This window comes from Paenibacillus sp. 2KB_20, assembly GCF_052115765.1.
In the GTDB taxonomy this organism is placed as follows: Bacteria; Bacillota; Bacilli; order Paenibacillales; family Paenibacillaceae; genus Paenibacillus_AQ.
The window spans coordinates 144,544-163,151 of the sequence record NZ_JBFRHH010000007.1; the positions used below are offsets into that span (position 1 = coordinate 144,544).

The 18,608-nt window shown below is 49.5% G+C and carries 15 protein-coding genes; 8 read left to right on the forward strand and 7 right to left on the reverse strand.

Annotated elements, in window-relative coordinates; all coding sequences use genetic code 11:
* Positions 1–41: 41 nt before the first annotated feature.
* The 6 genes from AB4124_RS19540 (at position 42) to AB4124_RS19565 (ending at position 7,062) form a co-directional block, all read left to right on the forward strand.
* A complete protein-coding gene (locus AB4124_RS19540) occupies positions 42–971 on the forward strand; it encodes an aminoglycoside phosphotransferase family protein (RefSeq protein WP_441973933.1) in 930 nt (309 codons plus the stop codon).
* 267 nt (positions 972–1,238) lie between these two features.
* The gene (locus AB4124_RS19545; protein ID WP_441973934.1) at positions 1,239–2,129 is read left to right on the forward strand and encodes a TIGR01777 family oxidoreductase; all 891 of its coding nucleotides are present in this window, start codon (positions 1,239–1,241) and stop codon (positions 2,127–2,129) included.
* Between the two features lie 107 nt (positions 2,130–2,236).
* Complete coding sequence (locus AB4124_RS19550; protein ID WP_441973935.1) at positions 2,237–2,746, forward strand: GNAT family N-acetyltransferase; 510 nt, start codon at positions 2,237–2,239, stop codon at positions 2,744–2,746.
* A 21-nt stretch (positions 2,747–2,767) separates the two neighbouring features.
* A complete protein-coding gene (locus AB4124_RS19555; protein ID WP_441973936.1) occupies positions 2,768–3,073 on the forward strand; it encodes a hypothetical protein in 306 nt (101 codons plus the stop codon).
* Between the two features lie 210 nt (positions 3,074–3,283).
* Positions 3,284–6,619 carry a DEAD/DEAH box helicase gene (locus AB4124_RS19560; protein WP_441973937.1) on the forward strand — a complete coding sequence of 1,112 codons (3,336 nt, stop codon included), beginning with the start codon at positions 3,284–3,286 and terminating at the stop codon, positions 6,617–6,619.
* A 104-nt stretch (positions 6,620–6,723) separates the two neighbouring features.
* Positions 6,724–7,062, forward strand: a complete 339-nt coding sequence (locus tag AB4124_RS19565; RefSeq protein WP_441973938.1) for a potassium channel family protein — start codon at positions 6,724–6,726, stop codon at positions 7,060–7,062.
* Between the two features lie 166 nt (positions 7,063–7,228).
* On the opposite strand, the gene AB4124_RS19570 is transcribed toward AB4124_RS19565, so the two are convergent.
* The gene (locus AB4124_RS19570; RefSeq protein WP_441973939.1) at positions 7,229–7,711 is read right to left on the reverse strand and encodes a hypothetical protein; all 483 of its coding nucleotides are present in this window, start codon (positions 7,709–7,711) and stop codon (positions 7,229–7,231) included.
* A 144-nt stretch (positions 7,712–7,855) separates the two neighbouring features.
* Here AB4124_RS19570 and AB4124_RS19575 point away from each other — a divergent pair, with 144 nt between their 5' ends.
* Both AB4124_RS19575 and AB4124_RS19580 read left to right on the forward strand, forming a co-directional pair.
* Positions 7,856–8,473, forward strand: a complete 618-nt coding sequence (locus tag AB4124_RS19575; RefSeq protein WP_441973940.1) for an NUDIX hydrolase — start codon at positions 7,856–7,858, stop codon at positions 8,471–8,473.
* 27 nt (positions 8,474–8,500) lie between these two features.
* Positions 8,501–10,570 (forward strand): peptidoglycan D,D-transpeptidase FtsI family protein, encoded by a 2,070-nt coding sequence (locus AB4124_RS19580; protein WP_441973941.1) that lies wholly within the window; start codon positions 8,501–8,503, stop codon positions 10,568–10,570.
* A gap of 207 nt (positions 10,571–10,777) precedes the next feature.
* Here AB4124_RS19580 and AB4124_RS19585 read toward each other — a convergent pair whose 3' ends face one another.
* The 6 genes from AB4124_RS19585 to AB4124_RS19610 all read right to left on the reverse strand — a co-directional run bounded on the left by AB4124_RS19585 (position 10,778) and on the right by AB4124_RS19610 (position 18,494).
* The gene (locus AB4124_RS19585) at positions 10,778–11,809 is read right to left on the reverse strand and encodes a glycoside hydrolase family 88/105 protein (RefSeq protein WP_441973942.1); all 1,032 of its coding nucleotides are present in this window, start codon (positions 11,807–11,809) and stop codon (positions 10,778–10,780) included.
* A 43-nt stretch (positions 11,810–11,852) separates the two neighbouring features.
* Positions 11,853–12,686 carry a carbohydrate ABC transporter permease gene (locus AB4124_RS19590; protein WP_441973943.1) on the reverse strand — a complete coding sequence of 278 codons (834 nt, stop codon included), beginning with the start codon at positions 12,684–12,686 and terminating at the stop codon, positions 11,853–11,855.
* Between the two features lie 5 nt (positions 12,687–12,691).
* Positions 12,692–13,591, reverse strand: coding sequence for a carbohydrate ABC transporter permease (locus AB4124_RS19595; protein ID WP_430134720.1), 900 nt, complete (start codon positions 13,589–13,591; stop codon positions 12,692–12,694).
* 124 nt (positions 13,592–13,715) lie between these two features.
* Positions 13,716–15,056, reverse strand: a complete 1,341-nt coding sequence (locus AB4124_RS19600) for an ABC transporter substrate-binding protein (RefSeq protein WP_441973944.1) — start codon at positions 15,054–15,056, stop codon at positions 13,716–13,718.
* Positions 15,057–15,199: 143 nt separating this feature from the next.
* Positions 15,200–16,747, reverse strand: coding sequence for a response regulator transcription factor (locus AB4124_RS19605; protein ID WP_441973945.1), 1,548 nt, complete (start codon positions 16,745–16,747; stop codon positions 15,200–15,202).
* A 13-nt stretch (positions 16,748–16,760) separates the two neighbouring features.
* A complete protein-coding gene (locus AB4124_RS19610; protein WP_441973946.1) occupies positions 16,761–18,494 on the reverse strand; it encodes a cache domain-containing sensor histidine kinase in 1,734 nt (577 codons plus the stop codon).
* Positions 18,495–18,608 lie beyond the last annotated feature (114 nt).

Genomic DNA, 18,608 nt, shown 5'->3' on the forward strand with positions numbered 1-18,608 from the left:
AAGTCGAACCCGGATCAGATGATGAAGGAGGAGATCATGTTATGAAAACATTTAAGCCAGAGATGACGTTGGATATGGCGGTAAGTCATCTGAAGTTTATTGAAGGGGAATCGGTAATGAATGTCACCCCCATCGAGATGGGGGAACTGAGTAAGGTGTTCAGTTACCGCAAGGGCGAAGCCGATTATGTCATTCATTTTAAGGATAATGGGGACAGCCTTCATAAAGCGCTTAAAATCTACGATATGTACGGCAAGCAATTCCTACCCATTCCCCGTATCCACAAGATAGGGAAAGTGGAGAATATTCACTTCTCCATTTCGGATAAAGTATCCGGTACGCCGATAAGTGCTCTTGAGCCGCCACAAATTCGAGGGCTTATCCCGGGCATTGTCCATCAATTCATGCGAATCCGTCAGATACATGTCGGGGATTCCCATGAGGGTTATGGCTGGATTACTCCGGAAGGCAAGGCTGTCCATCGTTCATGGCTGGACTACATCACGTCTGTTTTCGATGAGGAGCAAGAAGGGTTCTACCATGGATGGCACAATCTGTATGAGAACAGCTTTCTGGAAAAAGAGTTTTTCGAAGAAATTTACCAAACGATGATCGAACTGGTTCGTTATTCGCCTCCGGAGCGATATCTTGTACATGGAGATTTCCATTTGGGCAATATGCTGGGAGAGAACGAGAATGTAACGGGGATCGTGGATTGGGAGATGGCCATGTTCGGCGACTTCATGCTGGATGTCTCTGTTCTTCATACGTGGTACCCGATGATTGAGTTTCCGAAAAGGCTGCAGCAGGCGTTGGAGCAGCAAGGCGTAAGTATTCCTTATTTTGAAGAGAGACTGTTAGGCCATCAACTGTTCAAAGCGCTGGACGGACTTCGTTTTTATGCAAAGAAGGATGATCCCCACAGCTATCAGTTCATGAAAAACCAAATCATGTCTCTATTAAATCAATAGATCCCTACAGATTTTGCTTAGGGGAACGCATTTTGACAGATATGAGAAATTGGCAGATACCGAAGGAACCGGGAAGAAGAGAGAGTTTGGTGTTTTTCTGAAATCATCTTACGATTCCGCGAGTTCTATATGAATGGAACATCTTCTATGAGGAAGGTGTTTTCTTTTTTGTTCTCTATTGAGGAAATGGTATATTGTAAGAAACAATAGATATCATGGAAGTTTATTATGTGGATAAAACAAAGAGAAATGAGCTGATTCTATTCTATGAAAAAGATCGTTTTGGCCGGTGGAACTGGCTTTATCGGAACTTATCTTACGAAAAAATTCACGAATGAACAGCAAACACAAGTACTTACGATATCCCGACGGAAGGGTCATATCGCATGGAACGATCAAGAAGCTATCGTTGCTGCCTTGGAGGGGGCGGATATGCTGATTAATTTAGCAGGTAAATCGGTCAATTGCCGTTACGATGAGAAAAATAAGGAGCTTATAATCAAATCAAGAGTAGATACAACGAATATACTCGGCAGTGCTATCGAGGCATGCCATACTCCTCCGAGTACATGGTTTAATTCCAGTACGGCTACGATTTATCGCCATGCGGAAGATAAGCCGATGACGGAGGAGCAGGGCGAAATCGGCTCGGGCTTCTCCGTCGAGGTTGCCAAGGAATGGGAGCGCGCTTTCTTCTCATTCTCGCTGCCTCAAACAAGACAAATCGCTTTGCGTATTGCCATCGTACTGGGACCGGGCGGCGGCGTCATGACTCCTTATGTTAACCTGGTAAAATACGGACTTGGTGGCGTTCAAGGTACGGGAAAGCAAAAGTTCAGCTGGATCCACGTGGAGGATCTGTACCGCATGATTCTGTTCTTACAAGAGAGGGCAGAGCTGAGCGGGGTTTTCAATTGTGCGTCTCCCTATCCGGTTACGAATAAGGAATTGATGGAGCAGCTTCGGCTTTCATTGAATCGCAGATTGGGATTGCCGTCACCTAAATGGCTGCTTGAGCTGGGCGCCCGGCTTATTCAAACCGAAACGGAACTCGTGATGAAGAGCCGCTGGGTTATTCCGGACAGACTCTGCAAGGCAGGGTTTCATTTTACATACGATACGTTGAATAAAGCACTGGCTGACATCTTGAAGCGATAAGAGGATTCTGACGCGCGTCGTGGTATTCGCATCGTAAAAAATGATTGCATATGCCAACGGAACGGATAGAATGATTTTATTAGATGAGAGAGAGGGAGTGTCCTATAATGAACCCTGCGTTTTCCATAATAGAGGTCGATCCATTAGAAACCGACATGCATCATCAATTAACGGAATTATTGATTCGAGTAGTTGAAAATGGGGCATCGGTAGGATTCTTAGCTCCGCTGTCTTACGATGAAGCCTTCGCTTACTGGGAGGATGTACTTGGTCCAGGGGTTACCCTGTGGGTTGCCGTGCAGGATGGGCAGATGATCGGCGCGGTTCAGCTGCAGTGCGCCATGAAGGCGAATGGTAGACACCGGGCTGAGGTAGCGAAACTGATGGTGGATCCTGCATCCCGTCGCGGCGGCATCGGCAGAGCGTTGATGCTGCATCTGGAGCCGAAAGCCAAGCAAGAGGGTAGAACCTTGCTGGTCTTAGATACCCGGGAGGGGGACCCCTCCAACAAGCTGTATCAGTCTCTGGGTTACATCCAAGCTGGAGTCATACCCGATTATGCCATATCCTCTAACGGCCAACTGGACGGGACGGTGCTGTATTACAAACGTATCTAAGCCACGAAGCGGAGGGATTGGATGAATCGAGATGAGCGATTCTATCGCAAATGGACGGTGATTCGGGCGAAGGGAAAAGGCAGGTTTGTGCTTTCACGGGGCCTTTTACATGGCTTTTTATTATATATTGTGTGGGCTGCAGCCACCTGGTTTCTTGACAAGGACAAGTTTGATCCTGATTTTTTTATAACACGGTATTATTATTATTTTCTTATCTATATGATTGTCGGTTTCATTATTTCTAGCGGAGCATGGAGAGGCCAAAACACCCGCTATGACAATTTGACCCGTTATTATGAGAAACAGCGGAAGAAGAACTTGCCGTAGCGGCGAGTTCTTTTTTTTGATATCAGTAAGGATAAACTTCAAAGTATGGGCCTTCCTGATATGGCACGAAAAATATCCCAGTAAATGCGGTCAGTTTTCTGAGAATGTGCATCGATAGACGTTTTCGAATATCGGCCGTCGGCATTACTAGCCTTTCCGCACAAAATGGTATACTGTTTTCTAGCAGTAAATAGAGAAGGGATTGTGGTTATGGGTTACCAACTGACCGAACGGGTGATCAAACTATTATGCGGAAAGACCTCCTATGATCGTGGCGGGGTTTTATATAGAGATGGACATGTAACGATGCTGAAACAAGATCCGGACACTCGAAAATACGAGGCAGAAGTGACGGATCAGGAGTTGGGTATCGCCTATGCTGAGATTGACTCGAACGGGGATGTATTCACCGAATGCAGCTGCATCGATTATGGATTCTCCCGGAAGCGGTGCAGACATATTGCGGCGCTGCTCCTGAACATCCGTGATATTGAGCAAACGGTGGAAGCTCCGATACGCCCTTATCCATCGTTATTACATCCTTCTGGTAGCGGAAATACAGAAGACGGGCAATTAACGCCTCGGTATTCTCCGGAGCATGACAGAAGCTCGGATGAAGGGGAACAGGATGCGCAACTCAGCAGCCAGCTGCTCGGATTGTTCTCTTATTCCGAAGGCCGGAGGGCCACGGCAGCGTCCAGGTTTGACACCCGAGAAGTTCTGGAGATGGAGTTCATCTTCAAGTTATATCCTTACGGAAATCGGAAATACTTGTTCGGCGTAGAGCTGCGAATAGGTAAGAAACGATTGTATATCGTGCAGCGGATTCGAGAGTTTCTGGTGTGTGTAAAATACGGCAAAACCTGCATGTTCACGAAGAATTTCACGTACGATCCGGAGCTGCACAGTTTTAAAAAGGAGGATGATGATATTCTCCAGGAGCTGATTCGTGTATACGAGCATGAAAGCATGTTTAAACAGTCACTGGACATGTATGCTCCGCATGGCAAACACGGAAGCGGTGACCGAATGCTGATTATTCCTCCCACTTTTTGGCCCCAAGTAAGGGAACGATTATCCCATTCGAACCATTCCCTGTTGTCTTTGGACGGGATCCTCACGGATAAGCTGGAATTCGTTCAAGATCCGATCCCCCTTCAATTCGAGTTTGATGAAGCCGGGAATGATCAATACCTGATGAAGATCGAGGGACTGGAGCGAATGATCGTTCTGGAAAGTTACGGACTCGTCATTGTGGACGGTAAGCTTATTCAGCTTGAATTGGATGCTTGCAGAAGACTCTCCGAGATGAAGCAGCTGCTTGAGAATGCGAATAAACCGCATATTCGGATTCAACCTGAGATGATGGAGTCCATTATGGAGCGGGTGGTTCCGGGACTGATGAAGCTTGGAAGTGTCCATGTGGCACAGACCGTATCTGACCGCATTGTCAAAACGCCTTTAAAAGCGAAGCTCTATCTGGACCGGGTGCGTGGCCGGCTTTTGGCTGGACTCGAATTTCAATATGGAGAAATCACCATTAATCCGTTGGAGGGGCATCGCGCCATACGCAGCAGCAGCTCGATCCTCGTTCGCGACGGAGAGCAGGAGCAGCGAATTCTTGAGCTCATGGAGAACGCCTCCTTTGCCAAGACCGATGGCGGTTTCTTCATGAACGATGAGGATGCCGAATACGATTTCCTGTATCATACGATCCCGCAGCTGGAGAAGCTGCTGGTTGTTTATGCAACGACGGCCGTGAAGGAACGGGTGCTTACTGAACCGATGGGTGCCAAGGTGCGGGTGGAGGTCGACGAACGGACGGATTGGCTTGAATTGAAGTTTGATATGGAGGGGATTCGGGAAGCCGAAATTCGGGAGATCGTCAAATCGCTTGAAGAAAAACGCAAATATCACCGGTTGCGAAACGGCGCGCTGCTTCCGCTGGAAAGCGCCGAGTTCCAGGCAATGGTTGCTTTAATGAACCGGGTAGGGCCTTGGTTATACGAAGGGGAGGGCTCGCAGTTCAAAATGCCGGCAGTCCAAGGACTTCAGCTGCTGGATTGGGAAGATTCGGGGTCAACGGTCCAGCTTGGCCGATCCTTGCGCCAAATGCTGCAGCATGTGAAGAATCCGGATCATTTGGATTTTGCCGTGCCGCCGAGCCTTGAAACGGTCCTCCGGGATTATCAGAAGTTTGGTTTCCAATGGATGAAGACGATGGCCCACTACCGCTTCGGTGGCATCTTGGCCGATGATATGGGCCTTGGTAAAACGATTCAGAGCATTGCATTCATTCTGTCAGTACTTCCGGAGATCAGAGAACGTAACGAACCTGCGCTGATCGTGGCGCCGGCCTCTCTGCTCTATAACTGGCATAATGAGCTCCAGAAGTTTGCGCCCGAGATCAAGGCCGTCATTGCCGATGGTACGCAGACCGAACGGGCTAAAATCATACAGAATGCGGGGAACGATGATGTCATCATTACTTCTTACCCGCTGCTCCGCAGGGACGTTGAGCGCTATGCGAAGCTGCCGTTCTTAACGTTAATTCTGGATGAAGCCCAATTCTTCAAAAATTACACAACGCAAACGGCTCAGGTAGTCAAAACGCTGCATGCCCGTTATCGGTTTGCTCTGACAGGTACCCCGGTCGAGAACCGACTTGAGGAACTATGGTCCATATATGATGCCGTTTTCCCGGCACTCTTTGGAGATCGAAAAACGTTTCAGGAATTGCCGAAAGAAACCGTGGTGAGGCGAGTGCGCCCCTTCCTGCTTCGCAGGCTGAAATCGGATGTGCTCAAGGAGCTGCCGGAGAAGATCGAGACGGTTCAGGCATCGGGCCTGCTGGTCGAACAGAAGAAGCTCTATACCGCCTATCTTGCGAAGTTAAGACAAGAGACGCTCAAGCATTTGGCGCAGGATGGCTTTCAGAAGAGTCGGATTCGCATCTTAGCGGGCATTACTCGTCTGCGCCAGATCTGCTGTCACCCGGCCCTATTCGTGGAGGGCTATGAGGGTAGTTCGGCCAAGTTTGAGCAGCTTCTGGAAACCATTGAGGAATGTCGGCTTGCGGGAAGACGGATGCTGGTATTCTCCCAGTTTACGGGGATGCTGAATCTGATTGCCGGGGAGCTCGGATATCGGGGGATCCCGTTTTTCTACTTGGATGGACAGACTCCGGCATCGGAGCGAGTGAAGCTGTGCGAACGCTTCAACGAAGGAGAACGGGAAGTGTTCCTCATATCACTGAAGGCAGGCGGAACGGGGCTAAACCTGACCGGGGCCGATACGGTGATCTTGTATGATCTGTGGTGGAACCCTGCTGTAGAGCAGCAGGCGACGGACAGGGCACATCGCATCGGACAGAAGAAGGTTGTGCAGGTGATACGGCTGGTGGCTCAGGATACCATCGAGGATAAAATGGTCGCTCTGCAGCAGAAGAAGAAGGATCTGATCGAGGAACTGGTTCAACCGGGAGAAGAGTCGCTTCCAAGCTGGACCGAGGCGGAAATCCGGGAGCTGCTGACGCTTCAGGGTTAAGCCTCTAAGAGTGTGGATGGGCGCAGGGGATAAAACGCTGATATAATAGCTGTATGTGATTTATGTATCGTATACTCCAGTTATAGAATAGGACGGTTTTTGGGATGATATCTTTTTTACTAACGTTAAAACGTCTCTTCAGCGGTCTATTTCGAGCGTTTAAGCAGCGTTATTTTGTAGCGCTGTTTGTTCTGATTGTCATTATGCTGTTATCGGGTACGATGTTTTATACCAAGCAGGAAGGGTTATCCGTGCTGGATGCCCTGTATTTCTGCGTAGTGACGTTGAGTACGGTAGGTCATCCGGAATTCGTGCCGCAGACACCGCTTGGTAAAACATTCACGATGGTGTATATTGTCGTCGGTACGGGTTTATTCCTTGGGATGGCTGGACAATTGGCGTATGCCTTAATCCGAACGAATCAAAGGGATGAGAAGGACTGAAAGAAATCCTAATGGAGAATAAACGTGCCAGGTGTTTGAGATGTGACCTCATTTGGGTGGTTCATAGAAAACTGTCCTGGAATTAACTAGCAAGCAGATGGCCTCGAATTCATCGAGGTCATCTTTTTTTATGAACACTGATATCGCTTTAGTTGAGCTGCTTACCCTATTGGACCGTTACCGCAAAATAAAAGCTGGCGCGTCCCTGCTCCAGAGGCCATGTACAATGAATTTCGTACAGGTACGAGCCGGGTTCTGTCGGTACGGTATATCCGTCGATATCAGGATCCGTCAGGTTTTGAATGGTGAAACCATGAATTCCTTCCGGTGGCGTTGTCTGAATGTCAGTACCGCTTCTGACGGCAACCGGCGCCATATCCTCGAGCTTGGGCGGAGCCGCATCCGTTGTCACGCAGTTATTTCTGTTGCACCAGGAGTAACCACTACGCCGAAGCGGGATTTCTGTACCCTCGATCACCACCTTGGGCAGCGGAGGTTCGGCGGATTTTACCCACAGGGTTTGGATGGCTTTGCGGGCATTTTCCTTTGAGATCGGTTTTGAATTCTCTGACCTCGATCCGACATAATAGCCCGTACCGAACACAACGATTAGCAGGATTACATATAGAACCGATCGGGTTTTCTTCATGTAATAAAGCCCCCTTAATATATCACTCGTCTCATAATCAGGCGGAAAATATGTTATAATTTTGAAATCAAACACTTCCATTATAAACCAATCGTGGGTAGCAGGCGTTATATATATGAGAAGAAATCGAAGAGGGATGAATCTATGACACTAAAATGGTTGGATTGGGCAAAAGAGATACAGGCGATCAGCCAGGCCGGACTGGAATATACGAGGGATGTCTATGACAAGGAACGGTTTGAGCAGCTGAGAGAGCTCAGCATCAAGATCATGGAGGAGTATACCGAAGCAGGCGACGAGAAGATCCGTACGCTGTTTGCGAGTGAAACCGGATACCAAACGCCGAAGGTGGATGTCCGCGGCGTTATTTTTCAAGACGGAAAGCTGCTGCTGGTGAAGGAAAAGGCCGACGGAGCTTGGGCATTGCCGGGAGGATGGGCGGACATCGGTCTATCGCCTGCCGAAGTTGTTGTGAAGGAAGTGAAGGAAGAAGCGGGTTATGAGGTACGCGCAACGAGACTGCTTGCTGTATTGGATAAGAAGTTTCATAACCATCCGCCTTCGGCCTTCCATGTGTACAAGATGTTCATTCAGTGCGACATTACAGGCGGAGCTGCAGGCGCGGGAACGGAGACGTCTGCGGTCGGTTTTTTCCGGCTGGACGAACTGCCTCCGCTGTCTGAAGAACGGAATACCCAGGAACAGCTGCAGCGAATCTTTGAATTCGAGAAACAGCCTCATCTGCCAACCTGGCTGGATTAACCCATATAACAAAGGAGCGTAGACAATGTGAAGGGTTTTAAAATTTATAAGGACGTACCGGATGAAGCGGAAATGAAACGCAGATATAACGGACGGATTAATATTTTCTTTTTTAGTGCATTTCTTATCTTTTGCGTCATTATCATTCGCATGGCCATTTTGCAGTTCGTTGAGGGACCTGAGCTGGCGAGTCAGGAAACCGGTGGAGAACAGAAGCACTTCCCGCTGCAGCCGATCCGGGGATCCATCCTCGATGCGTCCGGCACTAAACTTGCTTATTCTACGGCTTCAAACTCTTTATATATCACGCTCATGAAGGATTACAGCAAAAAGACGGACAAGGGAAAAGCGAACAGGCCGGAAGCCGAAGAGATGGCGAAGCGGATCGTGCAGGCGTTTAACAAGTATGGGGACCCCAAGGCGGAACCAATGACGGTGAAGAAAGTAATTGAAGCCCTGGATTTGGAATATAACAAGCAGCATGGTTATGAACCCAGACGCATCAAGACGGATTTGACGAAGGAAGAGATCGCTTATTTCATGGAGAATCGTGCCAAGTTCCCCGGCATCCAGATCATAGAGGAGAATGTAAGGCACTATGATCCGGATACGGTGGCGGTTCAGACGATCGGATATCTAAAGAAGTTCAAAGGCTCTAAAGACCTTAAGGATTACCAGGCTATTGATCAGAGCAACAAGGATCAGGAGAATCCCGGCTTGATTTATACCGAAGAAGAGTCGATTGGATATGATGGATTGGAGCGAATGTATCAGGAAGAACTGCGCGGCAAGAGCGGGTATCTCAGCATTCCGATTAATCCGCAGAATATGGTGGATGGCGTACCGACGATGGTCGCTCCTGAAAAAGGCCTCAATATCCACACCACGATCCATAAAGACATTCAGCTTGCGACAGAGCAGGCCATTATGGATCGGCTTCAATATCTTCATACCAACCCTGTATCGGGTAAGCTTCATAAGGATGCTGTCACCGGCTACGCCGTCGCCATGGAAATTGATACTGGCCATGTTGTCGCGATGGCCAGCATGCCGGATTACGACCCGAATGTTTGGGAAAGCGGAGGCAAAATTACACAAGATGTCGTGGACTCGTCGGGTAATGGCACGATCACGATATACGGATCAGGCAGATCGGGACACGGGTTCGAGTCCATGATTTTTCTCGGATCCGTTATTAAGCCGCTGACGGTGTTGATCGGGCTAAATGAGGGGTTGTTTGGCCCTAACGATACGTATAACGATCAAGGGTACGCTTCGATAGGTCGGGAAGGAAGCGAAACGAAAATTCGAAACTCCAGCGGCCATAGAATCGGACCCATTAAACCTCAGCAAGCGATTCAGCAATCATCGAATGCCTTCATGATCGATTGGGTTGGCAAAAAGTTAGTCAGCAAGTATGGCGGCGAGAAGGGCGTTACGGTCTGGGATGAGTATATGGAGCAGTTTGGTCTTGGAGTAGTAACGGGGAGTGGTTTGCCTAAGGAGCATAAAGGACTGAAAAATTATACTGATACAAAAGCAGCGGGAAGTAATCTTGCGGCGTTAGCCTACGCTTCCTTCGGTCAGCAGGGTAAATACACCCCTCTACAGCTTGCTCAATACACGGTGATGCTGGCGAATGAAGGCAAGCGAATCAAGCCGCAGCTGGTCAGTAAAATAACGGATCAGAATGGAAAAGTGGTCAAGGAATTCGGGCGCGAGGTCCTTAATGAAGTTGATTTTCCCAAGCAATACTGGCAAACCATTAAACAGGGGATGAATACACAAGGTATCGCGGGTTTCGAAGATTTTAAATATGATTTTGCCCGCAAAACAGGTACATCCGAGCAATCATATAAAGGTGTTAACCTTGATAACGGTGTCTTTATCGCCTTTGCTCCGCGCGATAACCCGAAGCTGGCGGTGGCCGTCGTTGTCCCGGAAGGCGGCTTCGGTTCGCAAAGCGCTGCGCCGATTGCGAGGAAAATATTCGACGCTTATGATGAAGTCTACGGACTTGACGGAACGCCGCATCCGAAGAAGACTGAAGAGCAGACGGAGGATAACAGCGAGGACGAGACAGAGGACAATAGATAAGAAGCGCTAGACGCAGAATTGTGAAGATTAGCCACGGGAGACGATCGACTAAACCAATGTTATTGGATGAAAGTATTTGAATTACAGTCGTATCCTGTTCATCGATTTATTTTCAATAACATTCGCTTAAGTGATGCAAATAACCAAAGGCAGGCTGTAGAGGCGAACTTCTCCTCTCCAATCCTGCCTTTTTTGTATCGCATTTAATCAATAAGGATTGTCCTTGATCTTCAGCACCTCTGCCAGAAAGGTTAAGACCAGCCCTTGACCCCAGCCTTGGATTCGCTTATCGGGCACGCCTCTGTAGCCTGCAGCGTCCTTCATGACGGCCGTTCCCGCAGATACGCCGGTAACGGTGCCATCCTCAGTGATCTTGGACAAAATGCCGTCGATCGACTTCTGCGTGTATTTATTGTAGATGCGTCCTTTGGTCAGCAGGGCAGCAGCGATACCGGCCGACCCGGATGTTTCCAGTGGAGACTGCGGATCGGTCGTGATTGTATGCCACAGGCCGGATTCATGCTGCAGCCGAACCAGGGCGCTGAGCTGGTCGCGTAGCGAGCCTTCGATGATCATGAAGGAGGGATGCGTAACCGGGACGAGCTCCAGGGCACGGGCCATCGTAAGGGCAGCCCAGGCGTTGCCCCGGCACCAGAAGACGCCTGACATATGGTTGCCGGCGATATTGTCCCAGCCGTGGTAATACAGATTTGTAACGGGATCCTGCAGGCAATCCTCATGGCCATGATATTGCTTCAGACCATCCTCGAAATAATCCTCCCGGTCCAGCATCACGCCAATCCGAAGCAGGAAGTAGCCTGCCATGAACATGGTATCAACCCACGCCTGTTCCGGAAAGTTATACGTTTCGGAGTTCACTGTATGCTGAAAGATGCCGTTGCCGAAACGCAGCGCATCATGCGTGAGATAATCGGCCATTTCCTTGGCCGTTTCGATATAACGCTCATCCTCATAAACCTCGTACAACGTTAACAAGGAGTGGCCGATGGAGACGCCGTTGACGGACAGCTTGGGCAACCCCTCCTCCATGTTTTCGTCGACCCAGGCTTTCAGCCGTTCCAGATACTCCTTCTTGCCGGTGGCCTTATAGGCTTCGCATACTCCGTAAAAGGCAACCCCGCCCGGCCAATCCCAGCTGAAATCCATGCGAAAGGTCCGGTCGACCACGCGGTCTATGACATGTTCAATCTGTTGATCATCAAATACAAGTGCAGGCATCGTATGAGCTCCCTTCATATTCCATTGAATTTATTCTATTGAATTACCCTTTCAATCCCGTTGTGCTGATCCCTTCCACGATGTATTTCTGGAAGATGAAGAAGACGATGACGACCGGCAGCAGCGATAAGGTAGCCATGGCAAACATGCCGCCCCAGTTATTGAGCGACTCCCCGTCAAGGAATAGCTTCAAGGCGAGTGATACCGGGTATTTCTCCGGATTGTTCAAGTAAATAAGCGGATTGATAAAGTCATCCCATCTCCAGTAGAAGGAGAAAATCGAACACGTGATCAGAGCGGGCACGATCAACGGCACAACGACCCGGAAGAATATCCCGTATTTGCTGCATCCGTCAATTTTGGCGGCTTCGTCCAGCTCCTTCGGAATCGTGCGGATGAACTGCATGATCAGGAAGATAAAGAACGGAATTCCGAAGAATTGGGGAACAATTAACGGCTTAAAGGAAGACAGCCAGCCGAATTTAGCGAACATCACATATTGCGGAACGATCACGACATCATGGGGCAGCATCATTGTAATCATCATGCAGGCGAACCAGATTTGCTGGCCGAAGAATTTGGTCCGAGCCAGGCCGAAGGCAACAAGCGCGGAGGAAGCGACGGCACCAATGGTGGATATGATGACAATGATAAAAGAATTTTGAAAGAAGGTACCGAAGGTAGTTCCGGCAAAACCCTTCCAGCCTGTAGCATAATTTGAGAATTCCAGCCGACTCGGAATCAGGCTGTAAGCCGTCGTGAATATTTCATGGTTAGGTTTAAGCGAGCTTGCCACCAGCCACAGAATTGGATAGGTCATGCCGAGGGCGAACAATCCGACCAGGGTATGGTAGAGGAAACGTCTGGATTTGGTCATAACCGTCAATCTCCTTTCGACTCGTAATGAACCCAGCGGGTAGATGATCTGAAGATGAGCAGGGTTAGGGCACCAACGATAATGAGCATGATCCAGGCAAGCGCTGACGCGTAACCCATTTCAAAATGCGAGAACGCCTTGCGGTACAAATAAAGCGAATAGAGCAGCGTTTGATCGAGTGGTCCGCCTTCTCCGCGCGAAATGATGTAGGCAGGGGTGAAGGTCAGGAACGCAGAAATCGTCTGAAGCGTCAGATTGAACAAAATAATCGGACTGAGCATAGGCAGCGTAATTTTGAAAAAGCGATGGACCGCGTTGGCGCCGTCCACGCTGGCAGCTTCGTAGTAATCCCTTGGGATATTTTTCAAGCCAGCCAGAAAAATGATCATCGAGGAACCGAACTGCCAGATGGACAATGCGATCAGCGTCCAAAGCGCCGTGCTGGGATTCCCGATCCAAGAGGTCGTGGAGTGGATCCCGAAGAGGGACAGGGCAGAGTTCACGAGTCCCTTGTCGCCGAATATCTGCTGCCACATGATGGCCACGGCCACGCTTCCGCCGATGAGAGAAGGCAAGTAGAAGGCGGAGCGGTACAGCCCCACGGCCTTGGTCGCGGTATTCAGAATCATGGCAACAAATAGAGCGAAGATGAGGCGGAGGGGGACGCTGGCAAATACATAGGTGAACGTGACCTGAAACGACTTGCCGATTTTGTCGTCCTCCAGGAACAACCGCTCATAATTCCCGAGGCCCAGCCATCTTGGCGCTTCCATCAGATTGTAATTGGTGAACGAATAATACAGTGACGACAGGATTGGATATAGCGTAAAGATGAGAAAACCAAGAACGAACGGTGCAGAAAAAACATAACCGGTGATATGCTCGTTCTCACGGAGCCTCTTCATAGACTTCAACCCCTACGATTTAGATTTGGTTGCGCCCCGTGCAGGGGTCACGGATGTCAAAAAGGGCATCTCTTGCGCACACGGGAAAGACGTGCGGGAGATGCCTTGTCTGACCATGTCCTGGTTATTGCTGAGATCTGGCCAAGATGGCGTTCGCTTCCTTGCGGAATTCAGCCGCGGCATCTTCGATCGAGATTTTCTTGAACAGAATACGTTCACTGAGATCTCGCAGCAGCTTCTCGATCTCCACCGCGCCAATCGGGTTTGGAGGATCGCCTGGCGTGCTGTTGGCCTCAGCCCAAGTGACATAGTCGAAAATTTTGGCTTCGTTCTCCGAGAGTAGTGGCTTGAGCTCTTCCTTCACCTTGGCGGATACGGGAACGCCGCGCTCGCCCTTAATCAGCTTGTTGGCCTCGATGTCGTTAATGAAGAAGCTGATGAATTTAGCGGCTTCCTCTTTATGCTTGGACGTTTCGGTGACCGAGAAGTACATCGAAGGTTTCAGGAAAAGACCGTCCTTCGTTCCAGGCCCTGGCATCGGATTCAGCTCCAATGGACGATCGGTGACCAGATTGGCTACGGCAAGGAACTGGTTGGACCAGCCCGTGCCCGATATGGAGTTGCCAAGGACAATTTCATCCTCTTCCGCTACGCCTTTTTTCTGGGCTTCCTTGTCCAGAGAGAGGATATATCCGTTGTCGTACCATTTCTGATAGCGTGTGAAATAATCGATAAAGGGCTGGTCGTCACTGTATCCGATCGTTTTACCGTCAGCGCTGTACATTTTCTGGCCGATAGTTCTTAGGTAGTAAGGGAAGAAGACGTCATGCCGGTAAGCAAAACCTCCGATCTGCAGGCCTTTTTCCTTGGCTTGGGCACCCATTGTGTCCATGTCGTCCCAAGTCCATTCTTGGGATGGAATATCGATGCCGTTCTTCTTCATCGTTTCAACGTCGAAGGTGGTCTGAAGTGCGTTCACGCCGAGGTTCATGGCAACGAGCTTACCGTTGACCTCACCGCCGCTCAGCGCATTCTCGCTGACATCGGCGACATCCAGCTCGCCGCTTTCGGTGAACGGCTTCAAATCCGCCAGCTGATTCCGGCCAGCATATTGATTCAGATAGGAGATGTCCATTTGAATAATGTCCGGGAGTCCGCCAGCCACCGCTTGGGGAGCAAGCTTTTTCCAGTAGTCATCAAATGGAGCGTACTCCGGCTCAATCGTGACATGCGGATTCTGGGACTCATACATTTCAATGACCTTTAAGGTATAATCATGCCGGGACTGTCCGCCCCACCAAGCAATGCGGAGTTTGACCGGATCCTTGCTATCGCTTGCAGCCGCTGGCGGTGTCTCCGTTCCGGTTCCGCCGCTGGCTGGCGGTTCTGCAGCGCCGCCGCCCGAACAGCCGATCAAGCTTCCGATCAGGGAAAACATCAGAAACGCGTTTAACACTTTTTTCATTCCATTTCCTCCCCTTTGTTAATAAACCACTCCATATCGTTTCGATTGTTAGTGCTTACATTCCCAATTATCTTGTTTCCGCGGGGAAAGAGTAAGGAAAAAAACCGTGCAATTTGTTTAAAAAGCAGAGATGTACGTACAAGTTAATCACTCTTTTTCATATATTCGGAGGGGGTGCACCCGATCTGTTTTTTGAACACCTGGCTGAAATATTGAGGATTATCGCCGAAACCGAGCAGCTCGGCCATTTCAAAAATCTTGATATCGGGATCGCTTGCCATCATTTCGGTTGCGCGCTTCATCCGCAGTTTCATTACGTAATTGGAGAATTTCTCACCGGTCTCCTTTTTGAACAGCTTGCCAAGATAGTCGGCGTTCATATACAGCATGTCGTTTGCCACCAGATTGAGCGTAAGCTCCGAGTTGCCCAACTGCTCCTCGATAATCTTAATCACCTTGCGGACGATGGCATTATATTTGACTTTGTTTTGCTTGAAATTTCGCAGAGTGATTTCCCGTACCGTTTCTTCCAAGAAAGATTGAATGGCTTGAAGCGTACTCATCTCGGCGATTTCCGGAATCCGTGCATAGCGTTCTTGCATCTGATCCGGGTCGGTTAAACGGATAAGGGATACATACTGCTGAATGACATAGGATTTGGTTATGTCGATACTAAGCTGCGCACGCTTCAGCTCCTGAATGAATTCGGCCAGGGCAAACTCCGCTTCGTTGCGGTGGCCGGATCGGACCGGCATGCACAGGCGCTCCTCATCGAGGACAAACGTTCCTTCCAAGCCGCCGGCATGAAGCGTATCTTCCGTGGTGATCATTCCGCTCTCATCCAGATAGAAACGGTAGTTCAGGCATTGCAGCGTATCCCGGTACAGCTTCCGCGCCAGGGTTACAGGTCCGGGATCGCTGATCGCGATTGTGACGTCCATCTTGTAATACTGTTTAAAAGTACACCGGATATCCTGCAGCTGTTGATGGAGCCGCTGCTGATCATGGTAGTTCTCGATTAGCACCAGAACATGCTGCCCGATCGTCGTACTGAGCAGCGTGGTATCCAACAGATCCTCGGCGATGTTCTTCACCGCGAATTGATGCTCGTATTCGACAATGCCCTCCAGTTGGAACAACAGCAGACGGACGGGATGATCGAAATTAGTTTCGAACAGGCTGCGGTATTCCTCCAGGTCATGGCGTCCATAGGTTTTGTTGGTGACAAACTCTTTGAGCACCTGTTCTTTGACATGAGGAAGCACCTTGCGAAGACGGCCTTTCATCTCCTGGATAAATGATTCCTTGTTTTGGTTCAGGGTCAGCTCTTCAGTGACCTCTTTCAGCGCTCCTCCGATCTTAACCTCGTCGGTCGGCTTCAGCAGGTAATGCTTCACGCCGTATTGCATGGCGCGGTTGGCATACTCGAATTCGCCGAAGCCGGACAGCAGCACGAATTTGATATGAGGATGGGAGGCGTGGGTCTTGGCTACGAGCTCAAGACCATCCAGCCCGGGCATGCGAATATCGCATACGACGATATCCGGGCTTTCCTTGACGATTTTTTCATATGCCTGAATTCCGTTCTGGGCGGTACCCGCCAGCTCGGTTCGATATGCCGACCAGTCCACCATCTGAGATATGCCGTCTAGAATAATCCGTTCATCGTCCACAAGCAGAACTTTATACATCCGAATCCCTCCGTTATTTGGGTAATGACAGCATCACCCGGGTTCCAAGCCCCGATCCGCTGTCGATGGTTAACCCGTGGTGCTCGCCAAAAGCCAGCTTGATCCGTTCATCGATGTTTAACAGTCCGATCCCGTTACCGCTCGTGGCCATTTCGCCGCTTCGTAATCGCGTCAACATATCCGGCGCCATGCCGGGGCCGTCATCCTCCACGATGACGCAGAACGCGGAAGGGGTCTCCTTGCAGGACAACGTAATTCGGCAAGGGTTAACGGAAGGCTCCAGCGCATAATGAATCGCATTTTCGAGCAGGGGCTGAAGGGACAGCTTTGGAATTTTGCGCTGCAAATCCTGCTCCTTCACATCCATCGTGAAATCTAGGCGGTCTTCAAATCTGAATTTCTGAATAATGATGTAGTTCCTAACAATCTCCAGTTCCTCTCCCAGTGTCAGAATCGGCTCCTTCAAGCTGACGGAATTCCGAAGAAGGAAGGATAAGGCTTGCACCATGTCGGAGATTTGGGTTTGCTTGTTCATCTTCGCCAGCCAGTTCACGGATTCCAGCGTGTTATACAGAAAGTGGGGGTTGATTTGCGCTTGCAGCGCTTTGAACTCGGTCTCTTTGATTAACAGCTGATTCGAATAGTTCTCGGTAATGAGCGCGTTGATTCTCTCGATCATGAGGCGGAATGTCCGATGCAGCAGTCCCAGCTCGTTCATGGCGACAGGGGCAGCGTCCTGAGGCAGCACGTTGGCTTCGGCAAAGTTTCCTTTTTCCGCGAGCTTCATCCGGGTGATGAGACTCTCGATGGGACGTGTCAGGCCTCGGCTGAACCGGATGCCGAGCAGGATCGCAACCGCGAAAATAACGGTAAACACGATAATGACAAGCTCTTTGATGAATATGATTTGCTTGAAGGATTGATTAAAGGGCGTGACATTCATATACGTCCATCCGGTATTGCCTGATCGGTTATGTGCGATGAAGTAGGTATGACCATCCATTTCACGGGTAAGGTACCCGTTACCAGATGATAGGGAGGATTGAATGACAGCCGGATCGAAGTGCGGGGTTGCGGGGTAGATGACATCCGTACCCGACGTCACGATTAGGTCGCCCTCCCCACCGGTGGATTTCCGGACGATTTTGTCCATATTGATACGAATAATGATGGTTCCCAAGTAGTTAAGATCGAATAAGGTTCCAGAGTAGGATCTTATTTCCCGGGAAAGTAGAAGAGCCGAATCCATTTCGTCCGGGTATACCCAGCGTTCTTCTCCATCCGCCTCTCCGGCAAGCTGTAGAATAAACTCCCTTTTGGCGGGATGAATCGGGACGACACTGCCGACGTCCTGCTGTTTATCGTAGGAATCGATCAGGTGGATGGAATACAGCATCGGCTCGGAGCCTACATAATTCAGGAGGCGGTCCACCAGATGCTGTCGCAGGATGAGGCGATCATAATCGGAGTCGCTCCCGGTGATGGAACGTAACATATTTTGAATCTGGGTATCGGTAATGATGTTGAAGGATAACTGTTCGATCCGCTCGAGCTCTGACTCAATCGCAGAGGAGGACAGGTGTAAGACCTGAGATGATTTGAGGTACAGCTGCTCGTCGTAGATGGAGAAGGCATATTGCTGGACGATGACGGCGAAGGTAAATGCCATTGCAACGATTAAGCTGATAAGAAGGGAAAGCTTGTTTTTGATTTTCATATTTTTATAAATCGTTATCCATTTTTGCACAGCAACGTCTCCTTGCGCTGGTCCTAAAATGTTGTGTACACATTATGTACCGGGTTGTAAACGCTGTCAATACAAGCGCTGTTATTCCAGCACCTGGAATAATTAATGAGACTT